The following is a 24,536-nucleotide window of genomic DNA, read 5'->3' as shown; positions in this document are numbered from 1 at the left end:
CATCGGCATTCCCCACTGATTTGAATCCATCAAATCACAGCAAGGTCGATGCCAGCGTTTTTACACAGCCTGGGCCAATAGCGGTCCATCGTCAGCAGTTGCAGGCGATCATAAGCAGTCTCTGGCCCCCAGGAGGGAGAGTTGCCTTGGTCATACGGCCGGCCAGTGGGAGCGCATCGAGCGCGCGACCAAGACGCCCCCTTACTTGCTGTACCAACTGGGGCCGAGTCGTGAGCACCGCCCCGAACATGTGGGCTGGGCCCGCATCCTGCTGCGAGCTGATCACCCCTGGTGGGAGGTGTTGGGCGAACTGGATGGCATCGAAGGCTTGGACTAGGAACCCTACCCACTGACATTTGAAGTCAGCCTTAGCCCAGCAAGCGCAGTGCTGATGACAATTTTTAGAGGCCTCTCACGCCAATACACAGAAGCTCCGTTGTGAGCTTGACCTTCTGCATGGGGATCTCCGTCTTCAGGTTTTGCACGCCTTTTATACGAGCCAAGTGCTTCGCCTGGAACAGCCGGTACTCCACCGACAGCTTGCTGATGAAGGCGTACTTCAGCCGGACTCCTTAGAAAGGGCGTTTTCAGACCATCCCTAAAAGGCTGATAGTCACTCATGAGTAATTCTCATGTCTGCGTTCGTATTTAATCCGTTATCAGAAATGATAAGGGCTGCCAGTATTTCAAACGCACGCAGTTCTCCTATCAGTAAGCGCTGAACCTGACTGAACCTGGGTAACCCCCCAGCAGATGCACCGCTCGGTCATTGCTTACTAGCGTGCTTGTACGCCGTCGATCCGAGAGGGAATACACGATGAAGACGCTTCTGGCTTCCGCTGCATTGGCATGCGCCACAACGCTTCCCGCTTATGCTGAAACCATCGAAATCGCTGCCAGTGGGGTGAACCCGACCCGAGCAGGCAATCCCGCCCAGTTCACCGGCCAGGTATTGGTGGACGCACTGACAACCCCAAGCAGCGCAGAGTTTGCAGGTTCTGGGCTGGTCTCCTTCGCTCCAGGTGCACGAACTGCTTGGCACACACATCCAGCTGGACAGTGGCTTTATGTGACTGTGGGTAGCGGCTGGGTTCAGCAAGAGGGCCAGCCAGTTCGTGAAATCAAATCCGGTGATGCGGTTTGGATTCCTGCCGGAGTCAAGCACTGGCATGGCGCAACGGATCAGAACACGATGAGCCACGTTGCAGTGACGCCGTTCCACGAAGGAAAAAACGTTGAGTGGTTAGAACAAGTTAGCGACGCCATCTACCTGAAGCGCTGATCGCTCGGCACCTATTCGATCAAAGAAAGGCACTGACATGAACGCTCATACTCTGCTCGGCATCTCCGTTTCCGTGCTGCTTTGCGCGTGCTCCAGCACTCAGGATACAGCGATGAGCAGCGCCTCGCTCAGCGTCACCGCCGCCTCGCTGGAGGACATCCATTCCGTCTCGCCCGGGTTGGCACGCATCAAGAGTCAAACCATTGATTCTGAGGTATGGAGCCGCCCAGGCCTCTCTCTCCGAGACCGGAGCATCGTCACCTTGTCAGCGCTGATTGCCCGCAATCAGGTCGACACTCTACCCAGTCAGATTGAGTTGGCGTTCAAGAATGGCGTCACGCCAGCTGAAGTGTCTGAAATTATCACACACCTTGCCTTTTACTCAGGCATTGGTAACGCCATGAGCGCCGTGCTCGCGACGCAGCCAGTGTTCGCACAGCACGGCATTGATTCAACCCAGCTACCAGCAGCCCAAGGCAATTTGCTGCCCATGAATGAGCAATCTGAAGCAGAGCGAGCAGCTCGTGTTGAGGCCAGTTTCGGTGCCATAGCACCGGGCGTAGTGGCGCTCACCACGGACGCTCTATTTCGCGATCTATGGCTTCGGCCGGGCCTGAGCCCGCGCGATCGCGGACTAGTCACCGTCAGCGCGCTTGTAGCCGCAGGCAATCTTGCACAGGTGCCTGTTCACCTGAACAAGGCCATGGACAACGGCTTGACCCGCGTTGAAGCCTCAGAAGCCCTAACGCAACTGGCTTTTTATGCCGGCTGGCCAAACGTGTTCTCCGCCATGTCGGTGGTGAAAGACGTCTTCGCCATGCGTCCAGATGCGCAACAGGATCAATAGGAGTTACTCATGAAAGTGCCAGTAATCCTCCTTGCCGCAAGTGCCGCCACAGGAATTGCGACCCTTGCATTGGCGCAGGGTAACGACCGCGTAGAGTTCCCGCAGCACTACAAAGACGGCGTCCACTATACAACCGTCGAGCGAGGGAACATCCGGGAGGAGCTCTACGTTAACCGAGAAGCTATCGAGGCAGCGAAGAACGGAGGGCCATTGCCAAGCGGCACCGTCATTACGATGGAGGACTATCGCGATGGTCGTCTGTTCCGCTACGTCGTCATGGAAAAGCGCGAGGGCTGGGGCGAACGCTATGCCCAGGACATACGTAATGGCGACTGGGAGTTCCAGTCTTTCCAGCCTGATCGAACCGTTAATCAGTCGGAAAACGTTACGCGCTGCATGAGTTGCCACAAGGCAAAGTCGAGCAGCGATTTTCTGTTCACCCTCGACCGCATGCAAAGCGTTCAGTTGGGCCAAGCTCCGTCATCACTTCTCCATGCCGCGTTACTACCCGAAGAAGGCGAGCCTCTATTCGCAGCTAGTGCTCCTGAACAAGGGGCGAAGTGACAACTGATGCCAGCGGCGCCGCCAAACCCCATTCATTCCTATACGTCCGCACCTCAGTAGGTGCAGAAGGAGATTTTTTATGTCTGATACACCTAAACCAAAATCGCTATCGACTGGTCGCAAGTTCCTAGCGGGAGTTGCCGCCCTAGCAGCAGTCGCGCTGACGAGCGAGCCAAGTCCAGCCTACGCGGCAAGCCCCGACATGTCGCGCGGCGCCGACAACTTCTATAAGAGCAACGAAGTCACCTCTGAGGAGGTGCGCTACAAGAATACATACGGCTTAGAAGTCGTCGGCACGTTGTTCAAACCCAAGACCATCGTCAGCGGTATGAAATACCCTGCCTTGGTGGTGGGCCACCCGTATGGGGCTGTTCGCCAGCAGGCCGCCAATCTTTACGCCACCAAAATGGCCGAGCAGGGGTTTGTCACCCTGACGTTTGACCAGTCGTACTGGGGGCAAAGCGCCGGCACTCCCCGTGGTGCTGTTCTCCCTGACGTTTACGTAGAGAACTTCAGTGCGGCTGTAGATTTCCTGGGCACACGTGACTTCGTATCGCGCGAGAAGATCGGTGTGATCGGTGTTTGTGCCAGCGGTGGGTTCTCTCTGGCGGCAGCCAAAGTCGATCCACGGATTAAAGCCGTCGCGACAGTCAGCATGTATGACATGGGCGAATATTTCCGGACCGGGATAAAACACGAACGTGCGCTGGAAACTCGAAACAGCGATCTATTGATCGCGGCGGAGAATCGTTACAAAGAGTTCGAAACCGGAGAGCCCATTTACGGGCCAGGCCAGAACGACCCAGTGTTTCTAGAGGCCGCTGAGTCGAACGACTTCTATCAGACCGAGCGCGGCAAGGTTCCCTCCAACAACCGCAGAACCACACCCGCGACCTACGCGAAGTTCATCAACTTCTATCCGTTCAATGGAATCGAGTCCATCTCACCACGCCCGATCCTTTTCGTCGTCGGTGAGATCGCTCCGTCGCGCGGATACACCGAGGCAGCCTATAAGCTGGCCGCCGAGCCAAAGGAAATGGTCGTCATCAAAGGAGCCAATCGGATTGATCTCTATGACCGGACCGAAATGATTCCGTGGGCCAAGCTGACCGCCTTCTTCGATCAGCACCTTGGCGCTGCCGCAAAAAAGTGACCCAGTTGCCTACCAGGTGGACTTCAGTGCCACCTGGTCAAGTGTTCTGTCCAGGGCCTGCAATACGCAGCAGGCTCGCAGAAGATCAATGCAATAGGAGCGCCCGAATGCTGACGAAGGTGAAGATCACGACAGGCGAGCATGTGCTCACCGCTACCTTGCTCGACAATGCCACAACAAAGGCGTTTGTCGCCAAGCTCCCCCTAACCTTGCCCATGATGGATCTCTATTCGCGCGAACTGGTGTATCGCTTCCCGGAGGCGTTGCCTGCCAACGAGACGAAGACTAGCGGCTATGAAGTGGGAGATATCGTCTATTGGGCCCCTCGCCATAGCTTCGTCATCATGTATGCGCAGAACGGCGAGCGGATCAGTGATTTGCAGAAAGTCGGAACAGTCGACTCGGATGTAGACGTACTCAGGCATGTCGGGGATGTCGATGTCACGTTTGAGCTGTTGAAGGACTGAAGACACTCGCCCTGAGCCGAGCTTGCGTGAGAAACATCAGCGTGATGCTAGGCGGTCAGCTTGGGCAGCGGGTCGTCAAACGGGCACTCGTACTAATGAGATTTTCTCATGTCCGAGTCCCAGCTTAGCTGGATTATCAAACACTCAATCCGTTGCGAAAATGGGCTTCTCGGCAAAAGCCTCCTTCACGGCCTCGCTTTGTAGCACTGTTCGCTCCGGGTTTCGCCGTCTCAGCACGGCGACTGAATAGGTGTCACGAGGCTCGGTGCAGATTGTATACAGAGTTCATTCATGACACACAAAACATCTCTACCGTCGGAATCATCAGGCTCGGTCATCGTTGTTCTGTGGCCAATCATGGCTGCGGTTCTGGCCGGCTTTCTAATCATCGGCCTGGCTCTTCCGGTGCTCCCCCTGCATGTCAGGAGTGACCTCGGATATGGCACCTTTGTTATCGGTTTGGTGGCTGGGGCTCAGTTCGCGGCATCACTGCTCTCGCGGGTATGGGCCGGTTCCTTCTCGGATAAGTACGGCACCAAAAGCGGTGTCATCACGGGGCTGATTGCGGCCTCGGTGTCTGGTCTGCTCTACCTTCTCTCCCTGGCCTTCGTCAGCATGCCGACTATGTCTGTCACGATTCTGCTCATAGGCCGCGCCCTGCTCGGTGGCGCAGAAAGCTTCATCATCACTGCGGGGATTAGCTGGGGGCTTGGCCTCGTCCATAAAGGGCACGCAGGCAAGGTAATTTCCTGGGTAGGTACCGCAATGTTCGCTGCCATGGCCTTGGGCGGCCCATTCGGTACCATGATGTTCTCCTCCTATGGCTTCGTGTCGATCGCCATCGTCACCGCTCTGCTTCCTCTTCTGGTGCTAATCGGCCTACTGCGCTTGCCTGCGTTGCCATCGCTGCCGCAGAAGGCGGATACCACGCTTTGGTCTGTCATGGGGGCTGTTTGGCTACCCGGACTGGGAGCAGCTACAGCAAGCATCGGCTACTGCGCGATCCTGGCATTCAGTTCGTTGTTTTACGCGGAGCAACACTGGCAACCCATCTGGCTTGCATTTACTGCCTTCGGCGTCGCCCTCATCGCCTCGCGCATGATTGCCGGCCATCTGCCCGACAGATTCGGCGGTGCGCAGGTGGCTCTGGTGTTCGTGCTTGTTCAGGCGGCAGGGCTGGCCTTCATGTGGATCGCCACTAGTCCGCTCCTCGCGTCGGCTGGCGCAGCGATAGCAGGCTTCGGCTATTCGCTGGTCTATCCAGGATTAGGCGTAGAGGCTGTGCGCGGTACCTCTGCGGAGAGCCGTGGACTTGCCATGGGCATGTATACAGCGTTCCTTGATGTCGCCATGGCCGTCGGAAGCCCGGCCTTGGGATGGGTCGCTGCTCGGGCTGGGCTGGGCGCCGTCTTCATCGTCAGCGCCTTAGTCGTGCTTTGCACAGCTGGTGTCGCAGTTCGCTTGCTACAGCGTCCAGCTGCAGCCTCATGATTAATCAGGGCTGAAATCGCAGCTCTTCGATCAGCAGCTTCATCGCTTGTGAGGGCTGCCGCCTGCTGGGGTAGTACAAGTGATACCCAGACCAGAGGGGACACCAGTCCTCGAGGATACGTACAAGGTCGCCGTTGGCAACATAAGCCTCCACCATGGGCTCGGGTACATACGCGAGCCCGAAACCAGCCAGTGCCCCGTCAAGCACCTCATAGATGCTATTGGCTACCAATTGGCCATCCACCCTAACCGTAAACTCTCGTCCGCCCTCTTTCTTGAACTCCCAGGCATACAGGCCACCATGGGTGGGCAATCGAAGATTTACACAGCGGTGATGAACCAGATCATGGGGTGACGTGGGGGGTGGGTTTTCGGCGAAGTAGCCCTTTGTCGCAACCAAGGCAAAGCGCATATCGGGACTGACCCTGACTGCAATCATGTCCTGAGCGAGTGACTCGCCGAAGCGCACGCCTGCGTCGAAGCGATCTGCCGCAATATCGCCTTTGGCGTAGTCGCTAACCAGCTCAACCTTGATGTCGGGGTACCTGGGAAGGAACTTCGCCAGTTTCGGCCAGAGGATCGTCTTAATCGCATAGTCCGTAGCCGTGATACGGATGGTTCCACTTGGCTTGTCTCGGAAATCGCTCAGCGCCTGGACCTGGGCATCGATCTCGGCCATCTGCGGGGAAATGTTCTGATACAGGCGCTCGCCAGCTTCAGTGGGCGATACACTGCGGGTCGTACGCGTCAACAGCCGAATCCCAAGATTGGTCTCAAGGTTGCGGATGCTATGGCTCAGCGCCGATTGAGAGACCCCTAGCTGAGCTGCAGCACGAGTGAAGTTTCCTTCACGGGCAACGGTCACAAAGGCCAGCAAACCGCTGTAGTGGTCACGCGCCATTCGTGAGTCTCCTTCATATGTGCGTCCCTATTCTACCAGCTTATCGAATCACTGATCTCCAGCCAAAATGACAAGCACACGCTCCCTCAACAGGCCTCCGAGCAAGCCATTGAGGGGGGCAGGTCTTCAGTCACTTACACCGAGCGATAAAGCACATGCGCCCCAAAATCATCTGCCACATGATCGGCTCCATCGACGGTCGGCTTCTGTCCAATCGTTGGACTCCACTCACAGAAAAGGCGGAGCCAAATACGGTGCTCAGGGTGTACGACGAAGCTGCGCAGCGTTTGAACGCAGACGGGTGGATCGTTGGCAGGAAAACCATGGCCGACCTTGTGAGCGGTACTACTCACTTGCACAGTACTACCGACACTTCAGCGCCCCGCACTGCCTACATCGGTAATCGCCAGAATCGGCCACTGGCTGTTGCGGTAGATCCCAGTGGCAAGCTCCACTACGGCACGGATCACATCGGGAACGAACACCTGGTCGCAATCGTGAGTGAGCAGGTTGCAGATGACTATCTGGCGGAACTGCGTGAGGATGGCGTGTCCTATTTATTTGCCGGCACTGATGGCCTCGATCTTGAGGCCGCAATAGCGACACTAGGCAGCAGTTTTGGCGTCGAAACCCTGCTACTTGAGGGTGGCGGCACGATCAATGGCGCCTTCCTCAAGGCTGATTTGATAGATGAAATCAGCCTTTTGATATACCCAGGCATCGATGGCTTGGCGGGCATTCCCAGTATCTTCGAGTATCACGGCACATCAGCCGATGAGCTGCCAGCGATGGGCCGCTGTCTGCGTATGCTCTGCGTTGAAACCCTGGCAGCGGACATTCTGTGGGTTCGTTACGCCGTGGATCGACTGCCCGCTCCGTAGACACTCGTTTTTATGCTTAACGCTAGGCCATGCCTGGCGTTACTGGCTGTGGGCTGCCTACCATCCGGAAGTAAGCAGCGCTTTTTGGACGTCTGCTGAGTGCTGGACTCAAGCTGTCAGCGATATATGGCTACAGGCTCACCTACTACATCATGATTGATTGTGATGCCCAGTCCTGGAGCCTGAGGAGCGCGAATACGCCCGTCAATAATAGGGACGTCAACGAAAGCGGTCTCCGGGGTGTACATGTCGCGTAGGTCCAGAACACAGCGCAGGTTTCTATGAGAAATAGATTGCCCGAGGTGCACCAAGGAAGCGAATGCAACTCGCGAACCAGCAGTCTCCTGAACGCTCATGGTCAAGCCCGCCGTGATACACATGTCTCGCTGTCGGCGCGCCCGGGTTAATCCACCCTGTTTGGAGACTTTCAAACCGATACCGTCAGCCGCATCTTCAATGATCAGCTGCAGGAGCGAGGCGTCTTCCATCGCCAGTTCATCCATGATCAACGGCACACTCGTCTTACTGCGCAACGACATGTGCTCGCGCCATGTCGCGCAGGGGGCTTCCAGCACGAAATCCAGGCCGGATGGCAGCAGACTGAGCATCCTCAACGCATGCTCTACCGTGAGTCCGCCGTTACAGTCGATGATGAAGTACTCTTCCGGTCGAGCATCCGCCAGGGACGCCGCAATACGGGCGGCATCAAGGGCAGGGCCACCCTCTTCCTGCGACGCGCCTACCTTGACCGAGTGCCCCAGATACCCCTGCTTGCGGGTTTCTGCGATACGGCGACGCATGTCCTCAGGATCACCGGCATACGTGGAATCGATGATCGGCATTGACAGCCCAGTACTGCCGCCGAGCAGTTCGCATACAGGCAGATTTACTGACTTGCCGAGGATGTCCCAACAGGCGATATCGATCGCAGCCTTGGCGTGTAAATGACCGAGCAAAGTGGCATCCATGACCTCGTTGATGCGGTCGACCTGACGTGGGTCGCGCCCAATGAGCATGTCGGCCATCTCGGCAATGCCTGCCCTTACGCCTAGCGCATGCGCAGCAATATAGTTGGGGCCGAAAGGAGTCGACTCGCCCCATCCCTCCAATCCGTTGTCAGTTCGGATGCACACCAATGTCGCATCAAATTGTGTGTACGTTCGCCCCCCCGAAAGCTTGTATACGCCGCCGGCATAAGGAAGATTGACTTGGTATACCTCGATCTCAGCGATTTTCATGGCCATACTCCTGTGGTGGGACGAGAACTAGTTTTCCGGTATGGCGTTTTTCAACGAAGTCCGCTTGGGCCTGCACAATCTCAGACAGTGGGTAGACTTTGCTGACCAAGGGGCGGATGCGGGATGCCTCGATGTGCTCGACCAAGCTGTCGAAGACTTGGTCGTCCTGCCAGGTACATCCGAAGAAGGTGAGGTCTTTGAGGTACAGCGTGCGCAGGTCTAGTTCCACCAGAGGACCCGCGATGGCACCGGCGACGGCGTAACGTCCGCCGGTCCTGAGCACTTGCAACAGCGATGGCCAGTCAGGGCCGCCCACTAGGTCGAGCACGACCGACACGCTGTTTTTGCCGAGGCTTTCAATCAAATCAGCACCCCGGTCCACAACTTGGTCTGCGCCAAGTGAGAGTATTTCTTCACGCTTGGTATTGCTGGCAATCGCAATCACCCGTGCCCCGCGGCATTTGACGAGTTGTACAGCAGCAGAGCCAACGCCGCCGCTCGCCCCTGTGATCAGTACTGTATCGCTGCCTTTGACAGAGGCCCGTTGTACTAGCACCTCGGCGGTGGAATATGAGCAGGGGAAGGAGGCCAACTCAACATCGCTTAATTCACTGTTGATAGCCCAGATGTCGGCGTCGGGAGCCACCGTGTACTGTGCAAAAGCACCATTGATATCAGAGCCATAGGTCCAACATTCGAACGGGCGCCCGTCTACAGGCGTTCTGAGCATGTTGCGTACCAAGACGCGTTGGCCAATTCGAGAAGGGTCGACATCCTCGCCAACTGCCACAACGCGGCCACAACAATCAGCGCCCTGGATCAGGGGGAATTGCAACGCTATACCCGACCAAGAGGCATCTTCATTGTCGACTTGGTCGAAACCTGTGGAGTTGCCAGCCTGAGTCGCACTTTTAACTTGCTTTGAGTACCAACCAATGCGGGTGTTGATATCTGTATTATTAACGGCGGTAGCGCCAACTCGGATAAGAACCTCACCCCGATTGGGCCGTGGCACCTTTACGTCGCTTCTATATTCCAGCTTTTCCGGACCACCGTGACCGGTTAAGAGTACCGCGTGCATGGTTTCGGGTATGTCAAACCGCATGAGCTTATCCTTGTGCATAAATGGAAGATTATTCACTTCGCATGAAGTGTGAATGTGAGCAATCAACACGCACCGGCAATTCACGAACATGCGAAAGCGACCCGTGTTCGAAAACTGCACAAGACGGTACTAAGTTTGTGTTAAATGCTACAGGGAGCTTATAGACTAAGCTTAGAGGAGGGAGTGACCATCACCAGTGACGGTTTTTATATTGCTTGGAATGAAATGCGGGATACGGGCGAGCCCGGCTGAGGTGTGATCTCGCGACTTGCGGTAAATCTTAGTTTTTACAATCACTATCACAGCACTTCTCCCTTGGTAGGTCGATCTCGCCAGCTCTGCTCGCACTCAAGCACCATGTCGTTTTTTTGACATCTGGAAGTTGATCAGACCTTCACACTGGCAAAGGTAGCTTCACCCTGTGCTCGACTCAGGGCCAAACTTGACGTGGATATTTGCTTCCTCGAAAAGCTATCTGGTGCGGGCATTAGCGCCAGCACATCGGCATTTGAAGTGGAACGTTCGTCGCGGGGCGTCATACCAAAATAGCCGCGATAGCATTTTGAGAAATGTGGCGCGGAAACAAAGCCACACACAGCACCTATTTCGAAAATGGACATCGACGTTTGCTTCAATAGCTGACGCGCCCGGACCAATCGCAGCTGGAGGTGATAGCGTGACGGCGAACAGCCTAAATACTTAAGGAACAACCGCTCCAAGTGACGACGCGAGACGCCGATGTGAGCAGCCAGCTCACTGAGATCGATGGGCTCTTCCAGGTTGGCCTTCATCAGCATGACGACTTCCTGCAGCTTGGGTTGATCTGTGCCGAGGGTATGCCTGAGAGGCACCCGTTGATGGTCCTGTTCATTTCGGATGCGCTCATAAACGAACATCTCGGAAATGCCAGCTGCCAGGTCACGGCCATGCGAGCGAGCGATCATGTGCAGCATCATGTCCATCGGCGTGGTACCACCCGAGGAGGTGAAGCGATTTCGGTCTATGGAAAAAAGATGTGTGGTGACCTCCACCCTCGGGAAGACCTCCTGCATCGCCGCGAGGTACTCCCAATGCACGCTACACATACGACCATCCAGCAAACTGGCCTTGCCCAATGCCCAACTGCCCGTGCAAACGGCACCCAATCCACGCCCCATACGAGCCTGATTCTGGAGCCAGCTCAGATGCTCCTTGCTCACGCGGTGCTGGATATCCACCCCACCGCACACTACAACAATATCGAGGATCGGAGCCGCTTCCATGCTGCAATCCGGGGTTATCTGCAGTCCATCACTGGCACATACGGCCCCACCAGCCTTGCTCAGGGTGAACCATTGGTACAGCTCCTTGCCCGCAAGCTGATTGGCCATGCGCAACGGCTCAATAGCTGAAGCCAGGGAGATGAGGGTGAAATCATCCAAAAGCAGGAATCCGATGGATTGCGGGGCTTCCTGTGAGATTGGACAAATCGCCTGATCCAGATATGTCACTCGTTCGGCCCTCGATGATGCTGCGCGGTCTGTACCCTTGGTATTTGAATTATGTGGAGAGACTCACCTCTCACCCGTGCACTCCAAGGGACGACGCCCAGATACCAGTGCCTCAGATCTCACTCCGACAAACACCGCCCAATTACTGACACCGTAAGAGCGAACTGATAGAGAGCCCGTGGCCCAGCATGATCCATCAGCGCACCACATGTGGCCCCAGTACCGAACATCACGACCAACATGCCGGCTACGGGAACTCTGAGTAGCTGGTCTAAGTTCTCGTTCGCGAGGGCGATAGCAAGCGAATAGAAGCAAAACTGCACACGTAGACTTCTCCCATATGGCTGAACTCATCAGTCGATCAGGAAACTCTCATCAAACGGATATGAAGTCAGATTCTCGCAACCATCCTCGGTGACAAGTATCTGGTTCTCCAACTTGATTCCGTCCTTACCCCCCACTGCCCCGACATAAGCCTCAACACAAAGGGCCATTCCAGGCTGCAGCTCACCCTCGTAACCGTAGGACTCCACATCCTCGGGATAGCGAATGCAGGGGTATTCATCGCACAACCCAACTCCGTGGAACATGACACCGTAACGTTGGGCTCGAAACTCTTCAGGCAGCCGGTGGCCTTTCGCTGTAAGCTCGGCGAACTTCATACCTGGTTTCACGAGGCTGGTATTGGTAGTGATGTGCTCGTGAGCTACGCGATAGAGGCGCTTCTGTTCCTTGGTCGGCTCCAGGCCCCCGCAGATCCAACTGCGCGAGATATCCACACACATTCCATAAACGCCGATTAGATCGGTATCGAAAGAAAGCAGGTCACCGTCGCCGATAATCCGTGGGCCCGATTCCTGAAACCAGGGATTGGTACGTGGGCCAGAGCTCAGAATCCGCGTTTCAATCCACTCTCCGCCACGACGAATGTTCCCGGCATGCAGGACGGCCCATACATCATTCTCGGTAGCTCCGGCCCTCAAGGCCTTGTGCATCTCCGCAACCGACGCTTCGCACGAAGCGATGGCACAGCGCATAGCTTTGATTTCGTCAGGGCTTTTAATGACCCGCGCAAACTCGGTTACCTCCTGGCCATTGGAAACCTCAATGCCTAACTTCTCGAGCGCACGCAAACCGGCCATTTCGATCCGATCGACAGCTAGGCGGCGGTTACTTCCCGCGTGTTCTCGCAACAAGCTATCGACCTGCTGGGCGAATTTCGTGGCGTGTTCTTCGGTGCGATTGCCCGACTCAAAGTAAAAGAATGCCGCGCCCCCCCGGAGCTCGCGAACCAGCGGCAGGTGCGCAGAGAGGTGATCACAGTTATGGAAATCCCACAGCACCATGTAGCCATCAGCCGAGACGAAGCAAGCGCGCGCTGGGTTATGGGTAATCCAGAGCTGCATGTTAGTCGTGTCAGTGGCGTAGCGAATATTTAGGGGATCAAACAGCAGGATTCCCCCGAGGTCGCGGGCCACAAGCTGTTCCCGTATCCGCCGCAAGCGGTATTCGCGCATCGTAGGCAGGTGGGGGGCTTCGAGCCCCAGCTCAGCCCATTCGGCCATTGCCAAGGGCGTCGGGCCAATCTCCACCCGATCATTATTGTCTTCTGATCCATCGGGTTTAAGTCCGGTGGACACCCGCTTGCTGGGATCAATCTTGCGCTGATGCGAAGGAATCGAGAATGGAGATGTACTCATCATTAGTTTCCACTGCAGATCACGGCGGTTGTATTTCAGTGGGTTTTGATATATGGCTTATTTAGCGAAAAGTTCCAGTACTACTAAAGGAAGCCCGCAACTTTCCCAACAGGATTATTGGCGGGCTTCTTTTCATAGCTCGATTAGCGCTTGGCCTGAATTTTATCCAGAGCCTCAATGGACTTGCTAATCAGGGGCAGGTACAGCTTGGTCTGGACTTTCTTCATTTTTTCAACATTGGAATAAGACGGTGTGTAGCCTTCGAAATTCTCGAATACCCAGCAGGTACCGACGCTCCACAGAATCATCTTTTGGATGAGTTCACGGCTCAGGCCAATGGCTAGGCCGAGAGCGTAAGCTTCTTCTACAAAGATGTAGTTGGTGTGCTCCATGAACCCGACCAGCGTGTTGGCAAGTTCAAGTTGCTCCGAAGTGGGGGTAAACGCCGGAGCCTTGATGTAGTCTGGCAGTTTGGGAGTCTGACGACCGTGTTGGTCGATCACAACTTCTCCGGACGGGGTGTAGGACTTGTCGATGCCGTAACGCGACGGCGCCTTGAAGTTTGGAATCCGGATTTCGATGTCGTTCGCAGTCTCGGTGAGCTTGATAACCTTCAGGTGGTTGTCCTGCTGGTTATAAACATTTCCGGCAGCAGCGTAGCGCCAGTTGATTACACGGCCGAGTTCCAGGCTCACACCCAACTCATTAGCCAGCGACTCGGTGAGGCTCATGTCCTTCACGCCAATTTCGAGGGTGCAGGACGAGTCGTAGCTACCGTCCAGCAGCAGCGGCATGAACTGGCCCGAAGCTACGGAGTGCCCTTTGGACTTCTTGGCGAATTCCCACATCCAGTAGTTCGGGATACCGGCTTCTTGGGAAATGGCGAAACAGTCACCAACGATCGAGACCGGTCCGTAGAAGAGCAGGTTGGTCAGCAATTTGGTCGTTTGTGCGGTACCGATCTTGTCACCGGTAAAGAACGAAATCTTGGTGACAGTGTTCAGTACTTCCAGGGCCTCGTCATAGCCTTCTTTGTCACCAGCGCAGTAGATGCTGCTGTTGGCAAAGTCCACGCCCATGTGGGACAGGTTGCTGACGGGGCCTTCGATGCTGTACACACCGCGGGCTTTGGCCTCGCTCGCGAGGTAGACAGTGTTGTGATAGTCAGTGGTCGAGGTATCCACCCAGGTGCTGCCAGGCGCCATGCCAGCGAGCGCACCATTCTCACCCATCATGTTCTCCAGGACATGCTCCGGCAGCGGAAGGCAGGTGATTACGATGTGGCTGTCAGTAGCAGCTTCCTTGGGCGAGTCAGTCCAGGTCGCGCCAGCGGCAACGACAGAATCAGCGGTGGACTTGTACTTGTCGTAGACCTTGACCAGGTAACCCTTCTTGAGGAGTTCTTCGATCATCGGGCGACCCATACGACCAGTGCCGATGAAGCCAACAGTTTTCTTATTGCTCATAATAATCTCTCAAACCTAGCAAAATAATGGGTGAAAAGGTCTGGTGCGTTTTACTTTACAGCTAGTTTTGCCTCGTTGATCCACTGGTCGAATTCACTCTGATGCGCTTTAACCCACTCCTCTGCGTGTTTACGAATAGCCGCCTGGCTGTTTTGCCCATCTCTCATTTTGAGGTTCTGCGCATTGATATCGTCGACGGATATCTTGATGCTCTCGAAGAGTTTTTTGGCCGCCGGGTTTTCTTCGATGAACTTCTTATTGGCAACGACATATTGATCGTTTACCGGGAAGCCCAAGTTGCGGCCATCAGGCAAGGTAGTCGGGATGCCCTTCATATCTTCTGGAAGTGCGGTGTGAGACACAGTCAGCCATTCAACGTCTTTGCCCGGAACGAGCACACCGCTCACCCAAAGAGGAGTCCAGGTGTAATACAGGATGGGTTTGCCTTCCTTGAAACGGGAAATGGTATTGGCCATCAGGGCAAAGTAAGAGCCCTGGTTGTGATGGACCGTTGCTCTCAGCCCGTATGCATCCAGCTGCTTCTCAACGATCTTCTCGCAGCCCCAACCAGGCTCACAGCCAGTAAGATCGGCTTTCCCGTCACCATCGATATCGAAGAGCTTGGCGATCTCTGGATTCTTGAGTTGATCAATACTCTTGATTCCATATTTATCCATGGTCTTCTTGTCGATCAGATAGCCTTGCAGGGCACCCTCAGAAAGAGGGCCGAGCTTCACCATCATCGAGTCGCCGCCTGCTTTCTCATAGAAAGTATTGTGCTGCGGAATCCACGCATCGGCGTTGAAGTCGACGTCTCCATTAGCGATGGATAGAAAAGCAATCGGAGTCTGGACCTGGCTCACATCCTTGACTTTATAACCAAGCTTCTCCAGGCCAATCGTGACGACTTGATACTGGAAAATTTCTTCATCGAGTGGGATACCGACCGGGGTGGCGGTGCGCCCTTCTCCCGGCAACGCTGCACACATCGCACTGTGGGACAAAGTAGCCGCGCTAATAGCTGCAACCAGGATCAGGGTTTTCTTGGAACCAATTGCCGACTTGATCAGATCTTTCATGGTGCTCTCCCGCTGTTATGCTTGTTGTTTGCTTGGATACACGGCAGTTTTCTAAGATTTCAGTAGCTGGACGCTTTTTTCAGTCTGAAACAGGCCAGAATCAAACCGATAAAGCCTCCTTCATACCAATGTTTGCGCCCTTTTTTTTCAAACGGCTTGCTCAGTTCCTGAGTAAGCCGATCCAGCATGATGGCGAGCAGGACAATGCCCAGTCCGCCAACTGCTGCTATTCCCATATCCAGACGGCCGATGCCGCGCAGAACCATGAGTCCCAATCCACCAACCGAGATCATTGAAGCGATCACCACCATCGAAAGAGAGAGCATCAAAGTCTGGTTAACTCCGGCCATGATGGTGGGAGCGGCCATCGGAAGTTGAACCTTCACGAGCATCTGCATAGGGCTCGCGCCAAAGGCGATCCCGGCCTCGGACACTTCTGTAGGAACCTGGCGGATGCCGAGGTTGGTCAGGCGAATCAGGGGCGGCATGGCAAAAATGATCGTGACGATCACGCCCGGAACGTTGCCAATACCCATGACCATGACAATGGGCACCAAATAAACGAATGCAGGAATGGTTTGCATACCATCGAGAATGGGGCGAGCGATGGCTTCCAGGCGGTCACTCTTGGCCGTCAGGATGCCCAGCGGAATACCGATGACCATGCACAACAGCACCGAGGTGATGACCAGGGCCAACGTAGTCATCGCGGGATCCCAGCCGCCGATCGCGCCCACACCGAACATCAGCGCAAAGAGGGTAAAACCCAGACGGGGCCCAGAAACTTGCCAGCCGAGCAGTCCGAGGAAGACCAGCATGACCAACGGCGGCACCGAAAGCAGGCCGCTCTCAATGCCATTCAGTAGGTAGTCGATCGGAACCCTGACCACCTGAAAGAACGGCCTGAAATGCTCGGCTGCCCAGTTCACGCCGGATGAGACCCAGTCGCCGAGGGGTATTGATACATAGTCAAATGGGTTAGGAATTTTATCGGACGCGCTCATGAAAATTTCCTGCTGCAGATTCGGTGTGGACGGTATTCCGGTTCTACGAAATTGGCTTCTCGGGACTCGGTGAGTTCCTCTGTACATTGGCAACTATCGCCCTGAATTCCATTCAGGAGGTCCCTAGTAGTGACGACACCCAACGTTTGACCGTCGGCCGCAATCACAATTGGGCTGTCGCTGGACACCGCTAAACGAATGAGGTCGCTAAGGTCGGCGTCAGGTGCAGCAACCGGACAGCCGAGCGGTAGCTCGCCATGCCTTGTGCTGTAGCGCTCAACCGATTGCATCACCGAACTAGCGGAAACCAAATGCAGACGAGAAATACCCTCCACGAACTTAGCCACGTAGTCGTCTGCAGGATTGGTGATGATTTCTTCAGGAGTGCCAACCTGAACGACTCGCCCATCTTTCATGATGGCAATGCGATTACCGATTCGAATCGCCTCATCGAGGTCATGAGTGATGAAGAGAGTGGTCTTCTTCATCACGGCAGCTAACTCTAGGAATTGATCCTGTAGCTGCCGGCGAATCAGGGGATCAAGAGCGCTGAATGGCTCATCCATAAGAAGGACGCGAGGGTCTGCTGCCATCGCACGCGCTAGGCCGACTCGCTGCTGCATACCGCCGGATAGCTCAATTGGGAAGCGATCTTCCCACCCCGCCAGTGAAACCAGAGCCAACTTCTCGTCGGCGATCCGGTCACGGGTGGCTTTATCTACCCCCCGGAGCTCGAGACTGAAAGCCACGTTGTCGCGGACAGTGCGGTGCGGAAGCAGAGCTGTATGCTGAAAGACCATGCCGATTTTCTCAGCGCGCACCCGACGCAGCGCCTTGGCGCTGAGTTTACTGATGTCCGTACCGTCAATGAGAATCTCGCCAGACGTGGGCTCGATCAAGCGGTTGATGTGCCGCACCAGAGTGGACTTTCCGGAGCCCGACAACCCCATGATGCAGAAGATTTCGCCTTCTTTAACGCTGAAGTTGGCATCAGCCACCCCCACAACGCACTTGTACTGGTCTAGGACCTGCTCTTTGCCTAGCCCCTTGGACTTGATAGCGGCAAGAGCCTCGTTGGCCCGAGAGCCGAAAATCTTCCAAATGTTGCGGCATTCGATTGCCGTCGCCACGGGAGCGGTAGAGGTCATCTTCAAACCCTCCTCCAGCACGTAGGTGCCCTAGTTATTTTTTTGATGGGTTAGTACAGCCACGCCGGTTTCCATCATCGCGCCAGATGCGCTTGCGGTACGTCGACGATCAATTTGTAGATCGATGACAGATGATTGTCAACCATTATCAATGAGGCTATTCTCCATTCCAAGCAACCGGGTTTGCTCCTTGGCTCCGTCACGCGGATGCCCGAGCCCCTTGCATGACAGATGCTCCGCCTCGGTGGCGCACTCAAAACCAAGCGAATCGGGAACAGTGCAAATGAAGATTACGAATCTGCGTACCGTGTTAGTCGAGGTACCGCTGGAGAAGCCGATGATCACGGCCATTCACGTGACTCGATCGGTTGGCTGCGTGTTGGTCTATCTGGAAACCGATACCGGACTTGTAGGGGAGAACTACATCTTTTCTCTCAACTCGGCCCGTCTCAGCATCTTCGACACAATGATCAAATCCCTGGCGCACCACGTGGTGGGTCAGGACCCCCACTATGTAGAGCGGATGTGGGAGGGCATGTGGCGTGAGATCAATCCCATTGGTCACGAGGGTATAACCATTGGCGCAATGGCCGCGCTTGATACCGCCTGCTGGGATCTCATCGGCAAGGCCGCCGGGCAGCCGGTCTACAAGCTATTCGGCGGCCACCGAGACTCAGTGAAGGCCTATGCGAGCAGCGGCCTATGGCTTTCGCAGAGCATCGACGAGCTGGTTGATGAGGCGAGGATATTCCTGGCTCAAGGCTTCCGCTCCATGAAGATCCGCCTGGGGAAACCCAGCATGGAAGAGGATGTGGCTCGTGTTGCCGCCGTGCGTGAGGAGATTGGTCCGGACATCGAATTGCTGGCAGACGGTAATCAGGCCTTCGCGGTTCATGATGCAATTCGGCTTGGTCGCCTACTAGAACCCTACAACCTAGGCTGGTTCGAAGAGCCCGTAGCATCCTATGACCACCAAGGCCATGCCGCTGTGGCGGCAGCGCTGGACGTACCGATCGCTTCCGGCGAGACCGAATGGACCCGCCATGGCATTCGCGCAATGATCGAGGCGAAGGCTGCCGACATTCTGATGCCTGACCTGCAGCGAATTGGCGGGCTTACCGAGTTCCGGCGTGCGGCCAGCCTTGCAGCCGCGCATAACATGCCCATCTCCACTCACATCTTTACTGAACAGAGCCTAAGCATCGCCGGATCGGCCCCCAACTGCATTTCTGTAGAGCACGTCTCCTGGTTCTCCCCTCTATACAAAGAAAAGATGGAGATCGTCGACGGCGAAATCATTATCCCCCAACGTCCCGGCCTGGGCTTCACCTTGGATGCTGATGCTGTGGATCGCTTCCGCGTCCGCTGACCTCAATCCTGCAAACAGAGGACGCTTTCATGGCATTGCTGTTCAGTTACGCCGGCGCCAACACCGAAACCTGGCACCTCGAGCTCGAAAAGCACATCCCCGATCTGGACTTCCGGGTGTTTCCCGATGTTGGCGATCCGGCGGAGATCGAGTATGCGGCGCTATGGATGCATCCGCTCGGCGACCTTCGCCGCTACCCGAACCTCAAGATGATTCTGTCGCTTGGTGCTGGCGTGGAACACATCATTCGCGACCCAGACCTGCCTGAAGGAGTGCCCATCGTTCGACTGGTTGATGACTTGGTCGTCCGTGACATGGCCATGCACGCAGTGCATTGGGTCATTCATTTCCATCGCAACTACCACCTCTACCAACAGGACCAACCGCAGAAGCTCTGGCGTCGCCATCCACACCTCGCCCCGAACCGGCGCCGGATTGGGCTCCTCGGCATGGGCGCAATGGGGGCCGTCACCGCGAAGTTCATTCGTGACTTGGGCTTCTCAGTTGCAGGCTGGGCGCGAGACCCAGTAAACATCGAGGGCGTGGAGTTCTTTCACGGCGATGACCATTTCGAGGAATTCCTGCAGCGCACGGATATCTTGATCAACGTACTGCCCCTCACTCCCGACACAGTGGGTCTGCTCAACTCCGCGCGCTTCGCGCAGCTTCCAGCAGGTGCCTGCGTAATCAACATCAGCCGCGGACCTATCCTGGTAGAGGAAGACTTGGTAGCCGCACTCGACAGCGGTCACTTGGAGGCTGCTGCACTGGACGTATTCTGTAGCGAGCCCTTGGCTACCGATAGCCCACTTTGGAGTCACCCGAAGGTATTCGTCACCCCCCATATTGCTGGCATCAATTACGCCCACTCGGCGGCCAAATTGATGACCGACAACATAAAGCGCGTGCGATCCGGCGAGCTGCCATTTCCGATCTACGATCCAGTGCGCGGTTACTGAGCCAGAGAGGACTGATATGAACGGCAAGTTGACTGGAAAGGTTGCGATAGTCACCGGCGGCACCCGAGGTATCGGCCGCGCCATCGCCGAGCGCTTTGCTAGCGAAGGTGCCCAAGTCGTTGTGGCAGGCCGTAGTGAACCCCAAGCACAAAATGACGGCGGCAACATCCTGTTCTACCAAGCCGACATTGCCAACGCAGGCGACGTTCAAGCGTTGGTGAACTTCACCACCCAGCGTTTCGGACGCTTGGACATCCTGGTCAACAATGCTTCAGTCCAACTGGAAAAAACCCTTGGCGAGACCAGCGAAGAAGAGTGGGATTCGCTCATGAGCATCAACCTCAAGGGCGTGTTTCTGTGCTCCAAGGCAGCCCTGAGACCAATGCGAAAAACCGGCTATGGAGTCATCGTTAACATTGGTTCCTACGATGGCTTCGCCGCCGATCCAGGACTCGCCGCTTACTGCGCATCGAAAGGTGGTGTGCACGCACTGACCAAAGCCATTGCAGTGGATTACGGCGCCGATGGCATTCGTTGTAATGCAATTTGTCCGGGCTGGATTCGCACCGAGATGATGGATGCCTACCTGAGCAGCCAGGCAGACGCGGATAGCGCTGAAGAAGCAGTGATAGCCCAGCATCCAGTCGGCCGTCTTGGCGCGCCTCAGGACATCGCAAATCTGGCGTCCTGGTTGGTGTCGGACGAGGCCTCCTTTGCTACCGGCCAACTGTTCGTCCTGGACGGCGGTTTGACTGCTCATGCGCCCTTCATTCAGGGACGCAAGTTGTGATGCAAGCAATCCATTAGGAGACAACCATATGCCGACTATCCGCATTCAAGCTATCGCCCCGAAAGACTGCGATGTCAGTCAATTGCTGACCCGATGCACCGCCGCTGCAGCAGGAGCCCTCTCCATTCCACAGAACCATTGCTGGGTGATCTTCCAGGCGCTCGAACCCGGTACCTATGCCGAAGGCGACTGTGTATGGACTGATGCCAATGCCGGGAATGCTGCGCCGTTGATTTCCATCGCAGCCCTGGAAGGTCGCACAGCCGAACTCAAGGCGGCGATCCTGACAGCCACTGCCGGCGTAGTTGCAGACGTATTCAAGGTTCCTCAGGAACAAGTCTTTGCCGAGTACCGCGACATTCCCAAAGGGCACGCATTGAGCGGCGGGCAGATTTACTGACGGCGCCATCCCCTGAGCCCATTCACTCAAGTCACCTCCAGGACACTTAGCTCTCCGTAGCCCAATTTAGGGTTCAAGTGTTCAGTGGTAGTTGAGGGGGACAGGCAAGGCTATAGAAGTTAGCGAGTCAACCTTGCCTAGCGCAACCATAAGTCCTCTGTTGTCTTGAACAAGCAGGGCGGCAACTCACGCATAGCCATTGGCGCGCCGCACAGCCGCAGTAAGCGTTTCTCCACCAAAACAATACGATTTAAGGAGCGAGGATGAACATCAAGCACAAACTCACCCTGGCATTCGCTGCAATCGCAGGCCTCCCTGTGATTCTGGTCGCGTTGCTGGTGATCCTCAATCTGCGCGACGACGCGCGGCAAGCGTTTCTCGACAGCAGCGGCCGCGAGATTCGCCAGGTCGACAATGCCATGCAGCTCTATTTCGAGGGTATTTCGCAGAACGTCGAGTACCTCGCCAACCATCCTGTGCTTAAGACCATAGATGCGAACCTCAAGCGCTACACCAGCGCTGATCCACGACAAATTCCAGAGGGCGAGCAGGACCGCGCGGTGCGTCAACTGTTCTCCGGTCTGGCGGCTAGCCACCAGGCCTATGCCTACCTGGCTCTGGGTACTCAAGAGGGTGGATACAGCGTCTGGCCAGTCGATCGGAGTCTGGCCAACTACGACCCGCGCAGCCGCCCGTGGTACCAGCGCGCCATGGCTCAACCCGGCAAGACACTGCGCACCGAAGCCTATTACTGGGAGGCCGACGATGTGGTACTCGTGAGCACCGTACGTAGTGTCTCCAATCAGCTTGGAAACCAGGGAGGTGTAGTGACCATCGATGTCTCGCTCAAGCAACTCACCGACATCGTGCGGCAAATCAAACTGGGCGAAAGCGGCTATCTGATGCTGATGGAAAACAACGGTACTGTCCTGGTGGACCCGAATGACCCAGGTCACAACTTCAAAAAACTTGGGGAGCTAGGCGATGGCTACGCGCAGCTAGCGGCAGCGAAGCCTGGCCTGGTAGAAGTGGAGCTAGGCGGCGAGCACTACATGGCCAACGTGTATGCCTCGGGTCCGTTGGGTTGGCAGTTCGTCGGCCTGATTCGCGAGAGCGAGGTGATGGCCGGCGCCAACCAACTGACCTGGGCAATTGGCCTGATCGCCATAATTGCCGCGCTGGCCTTCGCCTTCGTTGGCGCCTTTTTCGCGGGCCTGATCGTGCGCCCCATTCGCGCGGTGGCCAGCGGCCTGGAAGGCATCGCTCAGGGTGAGGGCGATCTCACCACAAGCCTGACCGTGCGTGGGCGCGATGAAACTGCACAGTTGGCCGGCTGGTTCAATCAGTTTCTCAACGCCATCCGTCTATTAATCCAGCGTATCGGTCAGGCCGCAGCACAGATTCACAGCACGTCCAGCAGCTCTACCAAACTGTCCTTGGAAATGGCTGAGGCGGCGTCGCGTCAACGGGAGGCCGTGGATCTGGTGTCTACCGCCTTTCACGAGATGGTGATGACCGCCAACGAGGTCGCGCGCTCCTGCAGCCAAGCTGCCAATTCCGCCGACAGCGGGCAACGCCAGGCCCACGACGGCCAGCTCCAAATCGACGATGCAGTGGCCAGTGTCAGCCGCCTAAGTCACGAGATCGAGCATTCGGCCACGGCCATGCAGCAGCTGGAGCAGGACAGCAATGATATCCAGTCGATCCTCGGCACCATCAGCTCGATTGCCGAGCAGACCAATCTGCTGGCCCTGAACGCAGCCATCGAAGCCGCCCGTGCCGGCGATCAAGGACGTGGCTTCGCCGTCGTCGCCGACGAGGTGCGCGCGCTGGCCAAGCGCACGGCCGACTCCACTGCGGAAATCGACACCCTGTTGGGCAATCTTGCCCGGCGCACCCACGATATGGGCAAACAGATGCACGCCAGCCTGGAAGTTTCGCAGCAGACCGTCAGCTCCATCGACCATGCGCGGGTGAGCTTCGAACAGATCCGAGAGTCGGTGGACGTGATCCGCGACATGAACACACAAATCGCTACTGCCGCCGAAGAGCAGCATCAGGTCGCCGAGGACATCAACCGGCATATCGCCCAAATCCATCGGGACGCCCAGTTAGTCGCCGAGCTGGCTGACTCCAACAGCGGCGATGCGAAAAACCTAACGGTTTTGAGTGAAGAATTGAACCGGCTGGTGATGCAGTTCAGAACCTGACGATGACCCCGTAATCAAAAAAGGCCGCATCGTGCGGCCCTTTTAGTGCTTACCTCTGCCTCTTCTCCCGCACTAACAGTGGAAAAGAGGAAACCTTACGCCTGGCTTTCCATCTGCCGCATATTGCTGATCAGCGCGTCGCCGTGCTTTGCATTATGCTCTTTGGCCAAGCGCTCCGCACCGTCCGCGTCGCCGGAAAGAATCGCGTCGACCAGAGCCTCATGACGGTGACCAATGTTTTGGTAATCCGAGTATCCAGAATCGCACGATGCGATGAAGACGCGAATTTGCTGCTCCGTCAGCTTGTAGTGCTCTTGCAGGCGACGATGGCCAGACAGCGCCACGATGAGCTTATGGAATTCGAAATCTGCGTTGGCGATGTCTTTGGGGTCGCCCACCTCGGAGGCTTGGCACAGGCGCTGATACGCAGCCTGCAGAAGTTTCGCTCCCGCCGGCTCAATTCTCTCGGCTGCAAGGCGTGCAGCCAGCCCATCCAGAACCCGGCGTAGATTGTGCAATTCCCAAGCGTCTTGAGCATCGATAGCGATCACGCTCCAACCGGTGTAGAGGACCTGGGTAACCAATCCCTCGTTGCTCAGTTTATGAAGCGCGGCACGGACGGTGCCCCGTGAGACATTGAACTGCTCGGCGAGCTTGGCTTCTGTCAGCCGAGATCCAGCTTCCAGGTTGCCACTCACGATCATCTCGCGAAGAATATTCGCCGTCTGCACATCAAAGCTTTGCTTTGAAATCGTACTGCTTCCAGGCATTTGGTGACTCCAATAAAAAGGCAGTAAGCGGAAACGTTCACTAGGGCAACTCAGCGCCGAAAACTAGGTGTCTCGTAAGGCTGCATTGGCCAATGCAACGGGCATCCCCGTCGATTATCGCGGTCTCGGTCAGCAAGGAGCTGCGCCCCATGGACGTCATTATACGGCGAGGATTATCGTATAATTGTTAACAATTGTCACGCCATGCATCGCAATTATCGC

22 protein-coding genes and 1 pseudogene are annotated in these 24,536 nt (G+C 56.1%); 13 read left to right on the top strand and 10 right to left on the bottom strand.

Annotation, left to right across the window (positions count from 1 at the left end):
* Positions 1-817 precede the first annotated feature (817 nt).
* From VC352_RS24335 to VC352_RS24310, 6 genes are all read left to right on the top strand, one after another.
* Positions 818-1,282: a cupin domain-containing protein gene (locus tag VC352_RS24335; protein WP_322982076.1), complete on the top strand. Its 465-nt coding sequence runs from the start codon at positions 818-820 to the stop codon at positions 1,280-1,282.
* Between the two features lie 37 nt (positions 1,283-1,319).
* Positions 1,320-2,129, top strand: a complete 810-nt coding sequence (locus tag VC352_RS24330; protein WP_322982075.1) for a carboxymuconolactone decarboxylase family protein — start codon at positions 1,320-1,322, stop codon at positions 2,127-2,129.
* A gap of 9 nt (positions 2,130-2,138) precedes the next feature.
* Positions 2,139-2,693 (top strand): cytochrome P460 family protein, encoded by a 555-nt coding sequence (locus VC352_RS24325; RefSeq protein WP_322982074.1) that lies wholly within the window; start codon positions 2,139-2,141, stop codon positions 2,691-2,693.
* Between the two features lie 202 nt (positions 2,694-2,895).
* A complete protein-coding gene (locus VC352_RS24320) occupies positions 2,896-3,846 on the top strand; it encodes an alpha/beta hydrolase (RefSeq protein ID WP_322982078.1) in 951 nt (316 codons plus the stop codon).
* Positions 3,847-3,953: 107 nt separating this feature from the next.
* The gene (locus tag VC352_RS24315; protein WP_322982073.1) at positions 3,954-4,313 is read left to right on the top strand and encodes a cyclophilin-like fold protein; all 360 of its coding nucleotides are present in this window, start codon (positions 3,954-3,956) and stop codon (positions 4,311-4,313) included.
* Positions 4,314-4,604: 291 nt separating this feature from the next.
* Positions 4,605-5,804 (top strand): arabinose transporter, encoded by a 1,200-nt coding sequence (locus VC352_RS24310; RefSeq protein ID WP_322982072.1) that lies wholly within the window; start codon positions 4,605-4,607, stop codon positions 5,802-5,804.
* A 4-nt stretch (positions 5,805-5,808) separates the two neighbouring features.
* On the opposite strand, the gene VC352_RS24305 is transcribed toward VC352_RS24310, so the two are convergent.
* The gene (locus VC352_RS24305) at positions 5,809-6,705 is read right to left on the bottom strand and encodes a LysR family transcriptional regulator (protein ID WP_322982071.1); all 897 of its coding nucleotides are present in this window, start codon (positions 6,703-6,705) and stop codon (positions 5,809-5,811) included.
* A gap of 155 nt (positions 6,706-6,860) precedes the next feature.
* On the opposite strand from VC352_RS24305, the gene VC352_RS24300 reads away from it, so the two are divergent.
* Positions 6,861-7,586: a dihydrofolate reductase family protein gene (locus VC352_RS24300; RefSeq protein WP_322982070.1), complete on the top strand. Its 726-nt coding sequence runs from the start codon at positions 6,861-6,863 to the stop codon at positions 7,584-7,586.
* A gap of 116 nt (positions 7,587-7,702) precedes the next feature.
* Here the strand turns inward: VC352_RS24300 and VC352_RS24295 are convergent, their stop codons facing one another.
* The 8 genes from VC352_RS24295 to VC352_RS24260 form a co-directional block, all read right to left on the bottom strand.
* Positions 7,703-8,824: a mandelate racemase/muconate lactonizing enzyme family protein gene (locus VC352_RS24295; RefSeq protein ID WP_322982069.1), complete on the bottom strand. Its 1,122-nt coding sequence runs from the start codon at positions 8,822-8,824 to the stop codon at positions 7,703-7,705.
* Positions 8,811-9,929, bottom strand: a complete 1,119-nt coding sequence (locus VC352_RS24290; protein WP_322982068.1) for an alcohol dehydrogenase family protein — start codon at positions 9,927-9,929, stop codon at positions 8,811-8,813. Before VC352_RS24290 ends, VC352_RS24295 begins: the two co-directional genes overlap by 14 nt.
* A gap of 386 nt (positions 9,930-10,315) precedes the next feature.
* Positions 10,316-11,410, bottom strand: coding sequence for a GlxA family transcriptional regulator (locus tag VC352_RS24285; RefSeq protein ID WP_322982077.1), 1,095 nt, complete (start codon positions 11,408-11,410; stop codon positions 10,316-10,318).
* A gap of 362 nt (positions 11,411-11,772) precedes the next feature.
* Positions 11,773-13,119: a dimethylsulfonioproprionate lyase DddP gene (dddP, locus tag VC352_RS24280; RefSeq protein ID WP_322982067.1), complete on the bottom strand. Its 1,347-nt coding sequence runs from the start codon at positions 13,117-13,119 to the stop codon at positions 11,773-11,775.
* A gap of 143 nt (positions 13,120-13,262) precedes the next feature.
* The gene (locus VC352_RS24275) at positions 13,263-14,585 is read right to left on the bottom strand and encodes an NAD(P)-dependent oxidoreductase (protein WP_322982066.1); all 1,323 of its coding nucleotides are present in this window, start codon (positions 14,583-14,585) and stop codon (positions 13,263-13,265) included.
* A gap of 50 nt (positions 14,586-14,635) precedes the next feature.
* Positions 14,636-15,664 (bottom strand): glycine betaine/L-proline ABC transporter substrate-binding protein ProX, encoded by a 1,029-nt coding sequence (gene proX / locus VC352_RS24270; RefSeq protein ID WP_322982065.1) that lies wholly within the window; start codon positions 15,662-15,664, stop codon positions 14,636-14,638.
* A 59-nt stretch (positions 15,665-15,723) separates the two neighbouring features.
* Positions 15,724-16,668, bottom strand: coding sequence for an ABC transporter permease (locus tag VC352_RS24265; RefSeq protein WP_322982064.1), 945 nt, complete (start codon positions 16,666-16,668; stop codon positions 15,724-15,726).
* Positions 16,665-17,816: a glycine betaine/L-proline ABC transporter ATP-binding protein gene (locus VC352_RS24260; RefSeq protein WP_322982063.1), complete on the bottom strand. Its 1,152-nt coding sequence runs from the start codon at positions 17,814-17,816 to the stop codon at positions 16,665-16,667. Before VC352_RS24260 ends, VC352_RS24265 begins: the two co-directional genes overlap by 4 nt.
* A gap of 283 nt (positions 17,817-18,099) precedes the next feature.
* On the opposite strand from VC352_RS24260, the gene VC352_RS24255 reads away from it, so the two are divergent.
* The 6 genes and pseudogenes from VC352_RS24255 to VC352_RS25635 all read left to right on the top strand — a co-directional run bounded on the left by VC352_RS24255 (position 18,100) and on the right by VC352_RS25635 (position 23,544).
* Positions 18,100-19,185 carry a mandelate racemase/muconate lactonizing enzyme family protein gene (locus VC352_RS24255; RefSeq protein ID WP_322982062.1) on the top strand — a complete coding sequence of 362 codons (1,086 nt, stop codon included), beginning with the start codon at positions 18,100-18,102 and terminating at the stop codon, positions 19,183-19,185.
* Between the two features lie 29 nt (positions 19,186-19,214).
* Entirely contained in the window at positions 19,215-20,144 is a 930-nt protein-coding gene (locus VC352_RS24250) for a glyoxylate/hydroxypyruvate reductase A (RefSeq protein ID WP_322982061.1), read from the top strand.
* Positions 20,145-20,160: 16 nt separating this feature from the next.
* Entirely contained in the window at positions 20,161-20,934 is a 774-nt protein-coding gene (locus VC352_RS24245; protein WP_322982060.1) for a 3-oxoacyl-ACP reductase family protein, read from the top strand.
* Between the two features lie 28 nt (positions 20,935-20,962).
* Positions 20,963-21,334, top strand: a complete 372-nt coding sequence (locus VC352_RS24240; protein WP_322982059.1) for a tautomerase family protein — start codon at positions 20,963-20,965, stop codon at positions 21,332-21,334.
* A gap of 263 nt (positions 21,335-21,597) precedes the next feature.
* Positions 21,598-22,686: pseudogene (locus VC352_RS25640) on the top strand (cache domain-containing protein); the annotation flags it as partial.
* A gap of 90 nt (positions 22,687-22,776) precedes the next feature.
* Positions 22,777-23,544 carry a methyl-accepting chemotaxis protein gene (locus tag VC352_RS25635; RefSeq protein ID WP_416340234.1) on the top strand — a complete coding sequence of 256 codons (768 nt, stop codon included), beginning with the start codon at positions 22,777-22,779 and terminating at the stop codon, positions 23,542-23,544.
* 95 nt (positions 23,545-23,639) lie between these two features.
* On the opposite strand, the gene VC352_RS24230 is transcribed toward VC352_RS25635, so the two are convergent.
* Complete coding sequence (locus VC352_RS24230) at positions 23,640-24,314, bottom strand: GntR family transcriptional regulator (protein WP_322982057.1); 675 nt, start codon at positions 24,312-24,314, stop codon at positions 23,640-23,642.
* Positions 24,315-24,536 lie beyond the last annotated feature (222 nt).

It is taken from the genome of Pseudomonas sp. C11 (genome assembly GCF_034683865.1).
Classification (GTDB): domain Bacteria; phylum Pseudomonadota; class Gammaproteobacteria; order Pseudomonadales; family Pseudomonadaceae; genus Aquipseudomonas.
The sequence above is the reverse complement of the archived record's forward strand: the minus strand, read 5'-3'. Positions and strand labels throughout refer to the sequence as shown.

What these genes read in the sequence shown, in the direction of transcription:
- VC352_RS24320 (WP_322982078.1), top strand. Translation starts at nt 2,896, where the DNA reads ATGTCGCGCGGCGCCGACAACTTCTATAAGAGCAACGAAGTCACCTCT.
- VC352_RS24305 (WP_322982071.1), bottom strand. Translation starts at nt 6,705, where the DNA reads ATGGCGCGTGACCACTACAGCGGTTTGCTGGCCTTTGTGACCGTTGCC.
- VC352_RS25635 (WP_416340234.1), top strand. Translation starts at nt 22,777, where the DNA reads ATGGCTGAGGCGGCGTCGCGTCAACGGGAGGCCGTGGATCTGGTGTCT.
- VC352_RS24230 (WP_322982057.1), bottom strand. Translation starts at nt 24,314, where the DNA reads ATGCCTGGAAGCAGTACGATTTCAAAGCAAAGCTTTGATGTGCAGACG.
- proX (WP_322982065.1), bottom strand. Translation starts at nt 15,664, where the DNA reads ATGAAAGATCTGATCAAGTCGGCAATTGGTTCCAAGAAAACCCTGATC.
- VC352_RS24240 (WP_322982059.1), top strand. Translation starts at nt 20,963, where the DNA reads ATGCCGACTATCCGCATTCAAGCTATCGCCCCGAAAGACTGCGATGTC.
- VC352_RS24250 (WP_322982061.1), top strand. Translation starts at nt 19,215, where the DNA reads ATGGCATTGCTGTTCAGTTACGCCGGCGCCAACACCGAAACCTGGCAC.
- VC352_RS24265 (WP_322982064.1), bottom strand. Translation starts at nt 16,668, where the DNA reads ATGAGCGCGTCCGATAAAATTCCTAACCCATTTGACTATGTATCAATA.
- VC352_RS24300 (WP_322982070.1), top strand. Translation starts at nt 6,861, where the DNA reads ATGCGCCCCAAAATCATCTGCCACATGATCGGCTCCATCGACGGTCGG.
- dddP (WP_322982067.1), bottom strand. Translation starts at nt 13,119, where the DNA reads ATGAGTACATCTCCATTCTCGATTCCTTCGCATCAGCGCAAGATTGAT.
- VC352_RS24325 (WP_322982074.1), top strand. Translation starts at nt 2,139, where the DNA reads ATGAAAGTGCCAGTAATCCTCCTTGCCGCAAGTGCCGCCACAGGAATT.
- VC352_RS24315 (WP_322982073.1), top strand. Translation starts at nt 3,954, where the DNA reads ATGCTGACGAAGGTGAAGATCACGACAGGCGAGCATGTGCTCACCGCT.
- VC352_RS24310 (WP_322982072.1), top strand. Translation starts at nt 4,605, where the DNA reads ATGACACACAAAACATCTCTACCGTCGGAATCATCAGGCTCGGTCATC.
- VC352_RS24295 (WP_322982069.1), bottom strand. Translation starts at nt 8,824, where the DNA reads ATGAAAATCGCTGAGATCGAGGTATACCAAGTCAATCTTCCTTATGCC.
- VC352_RS24335 (WP_322982076.1), top strand. Translation starts at nt 818, where the DNA reads ATGAAGACGCTTCTGGCTTCCGCTGCATTGGCATGCGCCACAACGCTT.
- VC352_RS24290 (WP_322982068.1), bottom strand. Translation starts at nt 9,929, where the DNA reads ATGCGGTTTGACATACCCGAAACCATGCACGCGGTACTCTTAACCGGT.
- VC352_RS24275 (WP_322982066.1), bottom strand. Translation starts at nt 14,585, where the DNA reads ATGAGCAATAAGAAAACTGTTGGCTTCATCGGCACTGGTCGTATGGGT.
- VC352_RS24260 (WP_322982063.1), bottom strand. Translation starts at nt 17,816, where the DNA reads ATGACCTCTACCGCTCCCGTGGCGACGGCAATCGAATGCCGCAACATT.
- VC352_RS24245 (WP_322982060.1), top strand. Translation starts at nt 20,161, where the DNA reads ATGAACGGCAAGTTGACTGGAAAGGTTGCGATAGTCACCGGCGGCACC.
- VC352_RS24255 (WP_322982062.1), top strand. Translation starts at nt 18,100, where the DNA reads ATGAAGATTACGAATCTGCGTACCGTGTTAGTCGAGGTACCGCTGGAG.
- VC352_RS24330 (WP_322982075.1), top strand. Translation starts at nt 1,320, where the DNA reads ATGAACGCTCATACTCTGCTCGGCATCTCCGTTTCCGTGCTGCTTTGC.